Origin of the sequence: Zooshikella sp. RANM57 (genome assembly GCF_050749885.1) — a bacterium.
Taxonomy (GTDB): Bacteria; Pseudomonadota; Gammaproteobacteria; order Pseudomonadales; family Zooshikellaceae; genus Zooshikella.
Genome location: NZ_JBOIUB010000001.1, coordinates 832,060 through 845,652 on the forward strand (window position 1 = coordinate 832,060; position 13,593 = coordinate 845,652).

General features: G+C 41.6%; 7 protein-coding genes. All 7 read left to right on the forward strand.

Annotated features, from left to right (window positions below; all coding sequences use genetic code 11):
• Positions 1-14: 14 nt before the first annotated feature.
• The 7 genes from ACQ96U_RS03175 (at position 15) to ACQ96U_RS03205 (ending at position 13,576) form a co-directional block, all read left to right on the forward strand.
• Positions 15-3,401, forward strand: a complete 3,387-nt coding sequence (locus ACQ96U_RS03175; RefSeq protein ID WP_431719781.1) for a non-ribosomal peptide synthetase — start codon at positions 15-17, stop codon at positions 3,399-3,401.
• A complete protein-coding gene (locus tag ACQ96U_RS03180; protein WP_431719782.1) occupies positions 3,398-7,909 on the forward strand; it encodes an amino acid adenylation domain-containing protein in 4,512 nt (1,503 codons plus the stop codon). The genes ACQ96U_RS03175 and ACQ96U_RS03180 overlap by 4 nt, the downstream gene beginning before the upstream one ends.
• A gap of 65 nt (positions 7,910-7,974) precedes the next feature.
• A complete protein-coding gene (locus tag ACQ96U_RS03185; protein ID WP_431719783.1) occupies positions 7,975-8,178 on the forward strand; it encodes an MbtH family protein in 204 nt (67 codons plus the stop codon).
• A 120-nt stretch (positions 8,179-8,298) separates the two neighbouring features.
• The gene (locus ACQ96U_RS03190) at positions 8,299-9,393 is read left to right on the forward strand and encodes a methyltransferase (protein WP_431719784.1); all 1,095 of its coding nucleotides are present in this window, start codon (positions 8,299-8,301) and stop codon (positions 9,391-9,393) included.
• A gap of 192 nt (positions 9,394-9,585) precedes the next feature.
• The gene (locus tag ACQ96U_RS03195; protein WP_431719785.1) at positions 9,586-12,021 is read left to right on the forward strand and encodes a M28 family peptidase; all 2,436 of its coding nucleotides are present in this window, start codon (positions 9,586-9,588) and stop codon (positions 12,019-12,021) included.
• Between the two features lie 107 nt (positions 12,022-12,128).
• On the forward strand, positions 12,129-12,662 hold the full coding sequence (locus tag ACQ96U_RS03200; protein ID WP_431719786.1) for a cytochrome b: 534 nt from the start codon (positions 12,129-12,131) through the stop codon (positions 12,660-12,662).
• Between the two features lie 257 nt (positions 12,663-12,919).
• Positions 12,920-13,576: a GntR family transcriptional regulator gene (locus ACQ96U_RS03205; RefSeq protein WP_431719787.1), complete on the forward strand. Its 657-nt coding sequence runs from the start codon at positions 12,920-12,922 to the stop codon at positions 13,574-13,576.
• Positions 13,577-13,593: the final 17 nt, after the last annotated feature.

Sequence of the window (13,593 nt, forward strand, 5' to 3'; positions counted from 1 at the left end):
AGTAACAAGGAATTATGGTAGACCAGCAAAGGACAACGCATCCTCCACAACAGGTAGCGTTAACGGAATTAGCAGAATGCTATGTTTTTCCTGCGTCGAGTGGTCAACAGCGGCTGTGGTTTTTAGGCACTCTGGATCCAGAGTGGTTAAATGCCTATCTCATGTTAGTAAAGCTGAGTATAGAAGGACCACTGAATCAGGTCATTTTACAGCGTGCATTGAATGAAATAGTGAAACGGCATGAAAGCCTGCGTACGCACCTGACAATCCTTGATGACCAGCTTGTGCAAGTCATTGATCCTAATGGTACGGTTACAATATCTGTTTTGGATTGGCGCTTATTCGATGACAGTGAACAGCAACAACGTCAGGCTTACTTGGTTAGTGAGCTAAATCAAAATGCCTCACTAGAACAAAATCAGCAGTTGGTTCGCTTGGTGCTAGTTCGTCAAGGAGAGGAACAGGCAACGTTATATATCAGTGTTCATCATGCACTTGCGGATGGACAGTCTATGGAGCAGTTGGTGTCAGAGCTACTGGCTGCTTACCAGGCGATACTGCTTGACCAACCCTTGCCGTTACCTGCATTACCTTTGCAATTTGCTGACTATGTGAGTTGGCAGCAGACATGGTTGCAAACACCTGAGGCCAAAGCGCAAGAGGATTACTGGATACGCTTACTGGACGGTGCCTCTCCTTACCTTGACCTACCAACAGATCAGCCTCGACCATTAATACGTTCTTGTGCAGGACGAACCTCCACCTTTACGATTTCTGAATCATTGCAAGCCCAGATTACTGCCTTTAATGCAAAGCATGGTTTTTCTAATTACATGACCCTGCTAGCAGCCTATATTATTTTGCTTCATCGCTTTTCGGGCCAGGATGACTTTTTAGTCGGTGTGCCAGTGGCCAATCGCGTCCAAGATGAGTTAAACCATGTTATTGGTTTTTTTGCTAATACCTTAGTGGTTCGTGCCTTACTGCAAGATGATTTATCAGTACTGGAGTTGCTCAATGCAATAAGGCAACAAACACTGATGGCAATGGATCATCAGCAGCTACCCTTTGATGCTTTGGTCAATGCGCTGCAGCCTGAGCGTAGTCTGAGTTATAACCCTGTTTTTCAGACAATGTTTGGATTATTTGCAGGAGCACCTGCGGAGTTTAGCTGCCATGACTTACAGATTAAACAGCAACCTGTTGCTTATCAGACATCAAAGTTTGACCTGTCACTATTTATGTTTGAGCAAGGGGAGCACTGGTCAGGCCTGATTGAATACAGTACTCAGCTATTTAGTGAAGACACGATTAGGCAATTTATTAATGTTTATAGTGCTGCTTTATACAGTCTTACAACAACGCCTTTATGTGCTGTAGCTGAGTTGCCTCTGGTATCAAACACTAAGGAGGAGCTGTCGTTTCTGGAAAGTGGCTCTCAACAAGAGCAATCAAATGACGCTATCAGTTGTTTTTGGCCTGTGATAGCACAACAGAAAACTCTCCATCCCGATAAGGTGGCTCTGGTCTCAGGAAGTATATCGCTCACTTATAAGCAGCTAGTTAATCAGGTTGAGCAATGGGCTGCTTGGTTTGATGCTCAGGGAGTGAGGGCTGGTCAGCGAGTTGCCATTTGCTTGCCTAGAACACCTGCAATGGTTATTGCATTATTGGCTGTTTACAAGCTGGGTGCCGCTTATGTACCTATTGATCCAGACTATCCTTCAGCACGAGTAAAGTTGACACTGGTTGATGCTGCACCACATTGGTTACTGGTTACATCCCAAGATTATGAGTCGCTGCAGGAGATTAATCTCAAGGTCAATAATATAGCCTTAGTGGATGCATACGATGATACTGGAGGTTCGCTTCCTACTCGGCTGGACACTGCACCAAATATCTCACCCCAAACAGTAGATATTGATGAATTATCGACTTATTCAGATTCCACATCACTGGCTTATTTGCTGTATACCTCAGGCTCTACGGGTAAACCAAAAGGCGTCATGGTTACCCGTGAGGGGATGAACAACTTTCTATCCTCATTTTATCGGCGCTCACTCGTCAAATCTGAAGACCGACTGGCAGCAGTAACGACGATCGCCTTTGATATTGCGGTTCTAGAACTATTGTTGCCTTTAATGAGTGGAGCACAGGTTGTGCTAGTGGCAAGAGAGCAGGCCGGGGATGGCCAAGCACTCATTGATATTATTCAACAACATCATATTTCAGTGATGCAGGCCACACCTGCAACGTGGCAGCTGTTAGCGGATGCAGGTTGGCTACCCCCTTCATCATTTACTGCACTTTGTGGGGGGGAAGCCTTAACCGATAAGTTAGCAAGTCAACTACTTAGTAACGGGGCTGAGGTGTGGAATCTATATGGGCCGACGGAAACAACCATTTGGTCGCTGTGCAAACAACTTCAACCCCAGCAAAAAGTGACCCTGGGTAAACCACTGGATAACACTACTTATCATGTACTGGATAATAGCCTATCCCTGGTTGCGCCAGGAATGTGTGGTGAACTATTTATAGGCGGACGGGGGCTTGCTCAAGGGTATTGGCAGCAGCCAGGCCTGACAGCACGCGCTTTTATTCCTAACCCATTTAACAGTGAATCAGGTGCCGTTACAGCGCAACGGTTATACCGTACAGGTGATCGAGTGCGGCGTCTGGCTAATGGTGAGCTTGAGTTTCTTGGACGAGTTGATGAGCAAATTAAACTAAGAGGGTTCCGCATCGAGTTAGGAGAGATCAGGGCTATCTTGTTGGCTCAGCCCTGGGTGGCAGAAGCGGTTGTTATGAGTAGTGGAGACAGTAATCATACAAAACGAATTGTTGCCTATATTGTGTGGTCAGCAACTGCGCAATCACTTAATCAAGACAATGAACTACTGCTACAGCCGTTATTTGTTGAACTACAGAAGAGGCTACCTGATTTTATGGTGCCTTCAGTCATCATCCCTCTGTCCTCGTTTCCTCTGACACCAAACGGCAAGATTGATAAACAGCAGCTCCCATCGCCTACAGAATTTTCTCAAACCTTTCAAACCAGTAAACGCTTACCTTCAACGGATACCCAAAGAGCATTGGCAACAATCTGGCTTGGTTTGCTTAAGTGCCCGCAGGTATCTATTGATGACAACTTTTTTGTGGCTGGGGGGAACTCACTGTTAGCAGGCCAGATGATACAGGCCGTTCAGCAACGCTTTGACGTTGCTTTACCTATGCGTGAAGTTTTTCTGGAGCCGACTATTGCCCACCTCAGTAAGGCCATCGACCGATTAAAGCAGCAAGCAGCAGAAGCCACTGCCGTTGAAGACCCCTTTGCGCACTTATCAGAAGCCATGGTTGATAGTTTATTGAGTGACCCACTTCTTGCGGAGAATATGTCATGAGTTTGTTAGTGAGTTCTAAGGAGCAGGAGGCTGTTGCCCAGAAGCGCAAGGAGCTTCAGAAGATGCTTCAGTCTGGTAAAAGTAATCTCTCTGTTGAGCAGCTGCGCTTATGGACGCTTCTGCAGCTTGATAACTCCATGCCCATGCTGAATTTTTTTGCTTATCAATTAAAAGGAAACATTGATCTGGCAAGGCTTCAGCAAAGCTGGGCAGAAGTGGTTAGTCAGCATGATGTACTGGGGTGTCATTTTAAGCCTTTTGCTCATACGGCTTTGCGTATTCCCTGTCAGCAAAAAGATATCTCATTCAATGTTGAGACAAGACTGGGAGAGCATACAGTCAATGATATTTTGAAAGTGTGGTTGGACACTGCTGCTACACAGTCTCACCATACCGCAGGGGAAATCACCCAGGACCAACTCGCTGCATTAACATTGATCGAGTTAAGTGAAGGTCATTACCTGCTTTTACTTAAGCTATCACGCTTAGCTGGGGACTTAACGGCGGGTCAGCTGATCATTAAAAAGCTGCTTGCTAATTACCAAGCATTAAATACAAGTTTGCCTCAGGCTTCGACTATAAAAATACAGGCGGAACCAGGTTCTTTTACTGAGTTTGCACTGTATGAGCGTAACTGGCTAAAGTCACCTGTAGCGAAAAAAGCGCTTAGTTTCTGGCAGTCTGCGTTAGATGATGTTCCCCCGTTGAAACTACCAACAGATTTTCCACGGCCTGCCATTAAAACTAACCATTGTGCCGCTGAGGTTGTGTGGTTAGAGGATAAAGTCTTGGAGTGTCTTCAAAAGCAGTGTCAGAGCTTAACGGTTGACTTGCATGACATACTGCTGAGTACCGTTTTTTTACAGTTAAACCGCTATACAAATCAAACCAAATTTGCAATTGGTATTAAAGTCGATCGCCGGGAACAAGCGTTTCAACAGATTATTGGTCCTGTTGATAACTGGTTGCCCTTATGTACTGAGATTACTCAAGAGGTTCCTTTTTCAGCTTTTCTGAACTCGATTGTAGCGCAGCGCAAGGCGGTAAAGGCTCAGGGCTTTTTGCCTTTTGCCACACTGGTTGAACAGCTACAACCTGAGCGGGATCTGAGTAGAACACCTTTTTATCAGGTGATGTTTTTATTTGAAGATTTGCGTATAGACCAGCAAATGACTGCGAAAGGTGAACTGCAAGCAGAAGCTTTATCCTTACCGCAGCAAAATACGCATACGGATATGACGTTGACGGTCTCCCAAACTTCTGATGGTTTACAGTTAAGAGCTGATTACAACATTGACCTATTTAACACTGAGACTATACAGCGACAACTTGCACACTGGGTTCAACTCATCTCCAGCATTGCTAAAGACCCTCAGCAAATGAGTCATTTATTACCTTTCTTAACTCAAGCTGAGCAAACTACATTGCTACAGGAGTGGAATGCCACTGAGCAACACTTTTTCCCCGATGCTGCATTACATCACCTTATTGAGCATCAGGCAGCGAATACTCCTACAGCACTGAGTGTGTTATGTGAGGGAGAAAAGCTGACTTATCAGGATTTAAATGAGCGTGCCAACCAGCTGGCCAGCTATTTGTGTCAGGTATTAGCTAAACCGGAGGGGCTTGATGAAACGCGTATAGCCATTTGTCTGGAACGCACTGTAGAAATGGCAGTAGCGATGTTAGCGGTGTTGAAAGCAGGTGGGGTTTTTGTCCCTTTAGACCCTGCGTATCCGGAAGAACGACTATCGCATATGCTCTCAGATAGTGATGCTCAGTGTTTGTTAACAGCGCAAGGAGTATGGCAGGAGCTGCAAAATAAAGTATCGCTAAAACCTTTGCTAGCAGGTCAGTCATTGCAAACGATTAAGATAGATCAGCAGTGGCCTGCCATTGCTGAATGCGCTAGGGCTAATCTTCAGTTAACGGTAAGGGCAGAGCATTTAGCTTATTTAATATATACGTCGGGTTCTACTGGCACACCTAAAGCGGTGATGGTTACACATCGAGGTGTTGTTAATAATTTGAGTTGGCGCCAGTCTGTTTGGCCGCTCGCTGAAGGTGATCGGGTTTTACAGAATTTTTCATTTAGTTTTGATCCTGCTATTTGGGCTACATTTTTCCCGCTAATTGCAGGTGCTTGTACTGTTATTGCTCCAACCCGAATCAGTGCTGATCACTTGGCATTGATTGATTATATCCAGTCTTATGAAATTACATTGTTAGGTGGCGTGCCTTCGTTATTTTCATTATTGGCTGAGGAATCGAGTTTTGCGGCTTGCTCTCAGTTAAAGTATATATTGAGTGGTGGGGAAGCATTTCCACGCAAAGTCTTTAATAAGCTGGACAGTATGGTGCCAGCCAAAATCTTGAACTTGTATGGCCCTACGGAGACAACCATTGATGTAACCTGCTGTGAGCATCCTGAACCCACGCGGGATATTGTGCCATTAGGAAAACCTACGGCTAATGTTCAGGTTTATATTCTTGATGAATATTTTCAACCTGTGCCTGTAGGGGTTGCAGGTGAGGTTTTTATTGGCGGTGTTGGCTTAGCTCGAGGCTACAATAAGCGACCAGGTATGACAGCACAGCGATTTTTGCCTGATCCTTTTTCAAAAATACCAGGTGCAAGAATCTACCGGACGGGTGATCGAGGCTGCTATTTAGCCGATGGCACAATTGAATACTTAGGCCGTGTTGATGATCAGGTTAAAGTTAGTGGTTACAGGATTGAGCTAGGGGAAGTCGAAGCAGCATTACGTTTACATCCTGCGGTTAACGATGCTGTGGTGGTAGTGCGCACGAGTGATTCAGGTATTGCGAGATTAGTCGCCTTTGTGGCCACGAAAGATATGGACTTAACAACCGAAGGCTTACAGCAATTTTTGGCTGATTTGTTACCTTCACACATGACCCCTTCAATAATTACACTGCTAGAACAGTTACCCCATACGCAAAATGGAAAGGTGGATAAATCGGCGTTACCTGACACACAAATAGAACGTTCGGTGGCGTTGGGTAAATTCGTTGCCCCACGAACGGCATTAGAGCGAGTGATTGCGCAGGACTTTATCAGTGTACTCGGTCTTAATGAGATCAGTATTCATGATGATTTTTTTGCGTTGGGTGGCACTTCTATTATTTTGTCGCAATTGGCTGCACGTTTGTTAAAACGGTATGACATACCTGTTCCTATTCATCGATTTTTCAGTACACCCACAGTTGCGGGAGTGGTTGAAGTTATTGAGTTTTATCAGCGTGAAGGGGTGCAGGCAGTTATTGCTGATCAACATGCCTCCCGCTTAATGCAGGATGCAACATTAGCGGATGATATTTCACCGAGTAATTTACCTGTTTGTGATTTTGAAAATCCGACAGCTGTATTATTAACCGGAGCAACAGGGTATTTGGGGGCATTTTTATTAGAACAACTTTTACTACGTACGCAGGCTGATATTTATTGCTTGGTAAGAGCTAAAAGTGAAAACCAGGCATTCACAAGAATTCGTCAGGTGATGGTGCAGTATCTCATTTGGGATGAGCGTTACGAGCACCGTATTAAACCTTTGGTGGGTGATTTAGGTTTACCAAGACTTGGTCTCAATGAAACTCAGTGGGAAACATTAGCTGAAACACTACAGGCTATTTACCACAATGGGGCTTTAGTCAATTTTGTTTACCCTTACTCTGCGCTGCGTGCACCTAATGTGCAAGGTACACAGGAAGTGCTGCGCTTGGCATGTACTAAGCAGTTAAAGGCTGTACATTATGTCTCAACAATTGATGTACTACTGTCAACGCATAGTCCACGCCCATTTATTGAAAATAATAACCCTCTGCAAAACCCGGTATCAGTGCCTGAAGGTTATACCGGGAGTAAATGGGTTGCCGAAAAAGTGGTTGATATTGGTCGGCAACGTGGTATTCCGATTACTATTTTTAGACCCGGTTTGGTGATTAGTCATAGTGAAACCGGTGCAACCCAAACTAATGATTATTTATTAGTAGCTTTACGTGGATTTTTACCGATGAGCATTATTCCAGATTATCCACGTATTTTTGATACAGTACCGGTTGATTATGTAGCTAAATCATTAGTGCATATATCCTTAAATAAAAATAATACGGATGGTTTTTATCATTTATTTAATCCGGCACCCGTCTCCTTATTACGATTTTGCGAATGGGTTCGTTCATTTGGTTATACTTTTGATATTGTGCCATTTGAAGAAGGGCGAGAAAAAGCATTAACCGTCAGTGCTGACCATCCGCTATATTCATTGGTGCCTCTTATTCGTGATGCTGAGGCTAATCCACAAAAGGCGTTAGACCCCATGCATATGGATGAATTACAACCTGCACATGAATGTCAAAATACGATTAATGCGTTAGCGGACAGTGATATTAATTGTCCTCCTATGAGTGAAAAACTGGCCCATCAATGTTTACAGTATTTAGTCGATATTCAATTTCTTCCCGCACCTGAAAAGGTAGTAGTGTGACGCTATGTGTTGGGCGTTGCATTGTTTAAAAGGTAATTAGTAGAAGAAACAGGGAGTTAAAAAACATGTCTGGCTTTCTTTCAAATGATGATCGTGTTGAGTGTAAAGTTGTTGTGAATGAAGAGCAGCAGTACTCCATTTGGCCCAAAGAACAGGTTTGTCCTTTAGGGTGGAAAGAGGAAGGATTTAAGGGCGTTCGTTCGGACTGCGTGGCTTATATTGATAAGGTTTGGGTTGATATGAGACCACGTTCTATTCGTACGGAATAAAGAAATACTACTAAACCATAATTATTTTTTCGAAATAATAAAAACTGAAAAGGTTTACTATACCCGTTTAAAGGGCATAGGACTTTTGAGTAACATGTAAATTAATAAGGAGATTAAACAATGGGTTTACAACAAAAAGACGTAATATCTACTGCTGAAAATGCCCACTCAATCGCTCATCAGCGTAAACCATTAACGATGGAGGATTTAACGCCTATTTTATTTGGAGCTTCTGCATTTCAGTATTTGAATGCAGCATGTGATATAGGTTTATTAGATTTATTACATGAGAAACCCAATTTAAGCAAAGAAGAGATTGCTAAAAAGCTGAATTTACAACACCGTGCTATTGATATTCTATTATTGGGCACAAACTCACTTGGATTAACAGAAAAAACAGAACAAGGATATGTTAATGCTGATGTCATTGAGCAGCTGATTGCTGGTGGACAGTGGCAAATTTTTAAAGATGTCGTTGGTTTTGAGCAGCATGTGGTTTATGAGGGGCAGGTTGACTTCAGTGAGTCTTTAAAAACAAACAGTAATGTCGGCATTCGTCGTATTCGTGGTTCAGGCAGAGATTTATACCATCGCTTGTCAGAGAATCCTCATATGGAGCAGGCATTTTATAATTATATGCACTCTTGGTCTGAGTTGAGTAACCCGCTTTTATGGCAACACGCAGATTTTAGTAATGTCAAGAAAGTAATCGATGTTGGCGGTGGGACTGGCGTGAATGCTATTGCTCTGGCAGAAGCATTTCCTCATTTGGAAATTACCATTCTTGAAATTGCCGGAACAGTGCCTATCGCTAGGCAACGTATTGCAAAAGCAGGTTTGGAAGATCGTATTCATGTCGTTCAATGTGATATGTTCCATGATCATTTTCCTCAGGGACATGATTGTGTTTTATTTTCTCATCAGTTAGTGATTTGGACACCTGAGCAAAATATTGAGCTACTGAAAAAAGCTCAGGATGTATTACCTGCTGGAGGCAAAGTTATCATCTTTAATTCTATCTCTAATGATAAAGGGGATGGTCCACTCATGGCTGCTTTAGATAGCGTTTATTTTGCTGCTATCCCTGCTGAAGGTGGAATGATTTACGCATGGCATCAGTATATGGAATGGTTAGATGCTGCCGGATTTAAAGATGCCAAAGCTATTGACTGTGAAGGCTGGACGCCTCATGGCATTATTGAAGCAACAAAATAAACTGAATATTAAAAATGAATACCAAAAGTTCAGCGTTAATTAATGGCTATTAAATAACTGATACTACTGTTTAATGCGTTTTGAAGGCAGAAAAGCCGTTAATACAAGAGATATTAACGGCTTTTCCTGTTACTTATTATTATATGTGTATGCTCCCATGGCATCACTATTTATGTTTATAGACAAAAGTTTATGTATTCAGACTTACATGAAAAACATTTGAGTGGTTATCACCAATCTATAGCTGATATAGAAAAGAGTAACGATCGGTTACCCGTTTTTCTCTGCGTAGTTTCCATTTTGGTGTTGATCTTTTTAGTAAGTTATATGTTGCAACCACCTAAACCATTACCTATTGATGCCAGTAATACACTTTTTTCTGCCAATCGCGCCCAAGCTATTTATAAAAAAATTTTCTTTCCGGAAAAACCACACCCAACAGGTAGTTTGGCACAACAGGACGTGAGGAAAAGGTTGGTTCAACAACTTAAGTCTTTAGGATTATCGCCAAAAGTAAACGTGGGTGAAGCATGCAATGGCAATCGTTGTGGATTGGTGAGTAATATCCTAGCGATAATTCCAGGCAAAAATCCAGAAAAAAAAGTCGTGATGACCGCCCACTATGACTCAGTGAATGCTTCAGCGGGTGCTGCAGACAATGCGATTAATGTAGCCAGCCTTGTTGAAGTTGCTAAAGTACTATTACATCAAGGAAACTTAAAAGGGGATATCATTTTACTGTTTACAGATGCTGAGGAGCAAGGTTTGCTTGGCGCATCTTTATTCGTAGAAAATCCACTTTTTAAAGCGGTAGATTATATTATTAACCTTGAAGCACGAGGTAATCAAGGCCTCAGTTTTTTAATTGAATCTGGTACAAATCAAGCAGTTACAGCTTTGGCTGTTGCTAAGGCGCTTAGTCGCCCTGCAGGAAATGCCATTGCGCCTTTTATTTATTCTCATCTACCTAATGCATCAGATATGTCAGTTTATTTACCAAAAGGTAAATCTGGGGCTCACTTTGCATTTTTTTCAAATATTTACCATTACCATACCCCTTTAGATGCAATAGATAATGTTGATTTGGGTAGTGTCCAACATCAAGGTAATAATGTACTTGAGTTAGTCAAATATATTGATTCACTTGATGAAAAATCATTAAATCAGGCATCGAATAAAGAGAGTGTAGTTTATTTTGATGTATTAACTCGATGGGTTGTTTATTGGAATGCAAAATGGACATTGCCTGTAATGTTGTTGCTTTGTCTAGCATTTATATTGTTGAGTGTTGGGATAGCTCAACATAATGGTGGATGGCGAAAACAGTTAGGTCAAATGGGGCTAGGTTTTCTTAGTGTACCTGTAGGTTGTATTTTGGCATTTGCACTCACATTAAGTGTAGAAATGTTATTGAAAATCATCACAAAAACAGCTGTTCCTTGGAGTGCTTATCCTTATGTAACGCTTTCATTGCAGGCTTTATTAGCCATACTGGTAGTAATACAATTGGTTAAAAAGTTTATCAAAAACCAAAGTGGTTTACACTTTTGGTTGGGTGTATGGAGTGTTTATGTTGTTTTAGGGCTTATCACCTCATTGAGGTTGGAGGTGGCGTCTTATTTATTTATAGTGCCATTAATGGTAGTTGTTTTTTGTCTTGCGTTATTAAAGTTTAACGTTTTAGTCCAGAGCAAAAATATATACTGGTTGCAGTTTTTGTGTTGGGTACCAGTTTGTTTGCTTTGGTTGCCACTTACGTTTTGGATTATTGATGGTATTGGTATTATGAGCTGTGCCATAATTACTATACCTGTGGTTTTATTGGTCATGCCGTTGTCTGTTATGATGAACCAAATAATAAGTCCGCGAGGAATTATTTATGGTATTTCACTTGTGTTATCAGTCTTGTTTTTAGCGTCACTATTATTACCTGTAAATAATAAACACCACCCTGGCGTGCTCAATCACTGGATTTACCAAGGGGAGTCAGAACACTTTAGTCGCCATTTTTATGCATTTGTGCCAATGGATTTGTTTGGCAGTGAAGTAATCCCTCCTAAGGTATTAAATAATGTTGAAGGCCCGCATTCAGCGCCAGAGTATATTCCTGCGCCGTGGTATCAAGTTTTTATGAAAAAGCGAGATGCTATAAATATACAAAGCCCTCTGGTAACAACATGGACTGCATTTGAAGGCATTGCAAAGGGTGAAAATAAAGGTTTGGCGAGAAATTCATCAATGGTTAATGCATTTCGAGTTAAGTCTAGAAGACAGTCGCCTTACTTATATGTCAAGCTGGATAGTCCGTATCATCAATTGGAGTTAATTTACAATGTTGCTGAAGATAAACTTTCTTCAAAACCATTGTGGCAGGGTAATGAATTACATTATGTTGGATTACTTCCAGAGGGCATAGTACTGAATGTGAAAGGTCCTCAAGATAGTTCAGAGAAACTTACTTTAACAGTCGTTGACTTTGCACCTATTAGATCATCAGAAAAGAATGCCTTGTCCGCTTTACGTGAGAGGCTTGATTCGGCACCTTCAGGTATAGGTGATTTAATAGCGACAGGAAAAAAAGTCAGATTAAAGTTAAAACCAGAAGGTGGGTTGGCGATTATATATTAATTTTGACTTATCATTTTTGCTACTCAATCATTCAAAACTGTAATAGTATACAGGTTAACGACCTTAGAGGTGCTCTTATATTAAAAAACACGGAGGTTAACTGCCAAATGAATGACTATAAAAAGTACTCATTATCTATTCGGTTAATTCATTGGGTAATGGCATTGTTGATTGCTATTCAGTTTGTCACTATTTTATATGCAAAAGTGATGGGCGAAGAAGGCAGTTTAACATTTTTAATGATACAACTACACCACGCTAGCGGTATTTTGGTGTTGCTGTTTTTGATCTTGAGAGTTGTGGCTCGCAACATAGGAAAATACCCTGAATTACCTGCAACTTACTTTTCTAAACGTGAGCAAATGCATGCGAAAGTAGGGCAATACTTACTGTATATACTTATGTTATTTATGCCTGTGACAGGCTATATCATCATGGATAGTAGCCCATATAATGTACACTTTTTTCAGTTTGCAATGCCTGATATTATGCAAGAAAAAGAGTCGACTATGAATGTTGTTATGGAATTGCATGAAATAGGTGCATGGGTTATTGGCTTTTTTGTACTTGGGCATATAGCTTTTGTTATTAAGCATCATTTTGCTAAAAGAGGCGCCAGGCTTGTTCGGAGAATGCTTTAAACCCAATCTGTTAGAGTAGTTATCATGCCTCTTGGAAAAACCAGGGCAATCACAGATAACTTTACCATGTTCTAAAGTACCGTTGTTCAACGTCTGCATAATGCTTTTCGAGTACACCGTGAAGCCTTCCCTGGAGGCTTGGTTACTGCATTCTTAAAGCTACACAGTTTTGCAGATGGGTAGGTAAAACTTGAATATAGTTGTTTTTAGCAATACGCTAGATTTCTAGTGATTCAGATTATTGAGCTAATGACTAAATGAAGTTTTCTAAACAGAGCCTAGAAGAACAAGCGGTTGAATACCTTCGGGAAAAAATTATTTCTGGAGCTTATGGGGCTGGTGTCAAGCTAGTTGAAAGCACACTTTCCAAAGATTTAGAGCTATCTCGTACGACGATCAGAATGGCGCTGAATACCCTGGCAAACGAGGGATTAGTGATTCAAAAGCCGTATGCGGGTTGGCGTGTTGTTTCGTTTACTGAAGATGATCTTTGGGAGATTTATCATTTACGGGTCGCGTTAGAAAGCCAGGCGGCTGAAATGCTGGCAGAACGTATAACAGATGAAAAGCGAACTAAGTTAAAAGCATTCTTTGAGCAATATGTCGCTTTGTGTCAGTCTGATACCGTTAACCTTGATGAAATATGCCAGTTTGACTTACAGCTTCATCAATTGATTGTCGAGTTAAGTGGTAGTCAAAGGTTGGCTCGAATGTACAATAGCGTATTGAATCAGTTAATGATGTTTATACGTATGACTCATCTGGACTTTGATGCTAAGGAAAGTGCTAATAGTCATACACAGCTTGTGGCGGCTATTTGTGAAGGAAAATCCGCATTGGCGGGTAAACTAGCAAAGGAAAATATTACTACCTTTACTGAGCTGGGCAAAAATTTAAAACAAAATCGGAAATAAAAAAGCCGAGATTGTAA

Coding starts and splice junctions, on each gene's coding strand:
- ACQ96U_RS03175 (WP_431719781.1), top strand. CDS start 15: ATGGTAGACCAGCAAAGGACAACGCATCCTCCACAACAGGTAGCGTTA.
- ACQ96U_RS03180 (WP_431719782.1), top strand. CDS start 3,398: ATGAGTTTGTTAGTGAGTTCTAAGGAGCAGGAGGCTGTTGCCCAGAAG.
- ACQ96U_RS03185 (WP_431719783.1), top strand. CDS start 7,975: ATGTCTGGCTTTCTTTCAAATGATGATCGTGTTGAGTGTAAAGTTGTT.
- ACQ96U_RS03190 (WP_431719784.1), top strand. CDS start 8,299: ATGGGTTTACAACAAAAAGACGTAATATCTACTGCTGAAAATGCCCAC.
- ACQ96U_RS03195 (WP_431719785.1), top strand. CDS start 9,586: ATGTATTCAGACTTACATGAAAAACATTTGAGTGGTTATCACCAATCT.
- ACQ96U_RS03200 (WP_431719786.1), top strand. CDS start 12,129: ATGAATGACTATAAAAAGTACTCATTATCTATTCGGTTAATTCATTGG.
- ACQ96U_RS03205 (WP_431719787.1), top strand. CDS start 12,920: ATGAAGTTTTCTAAACAGAGCCTAGAAGAACAAGCGGTTGAATACCTT.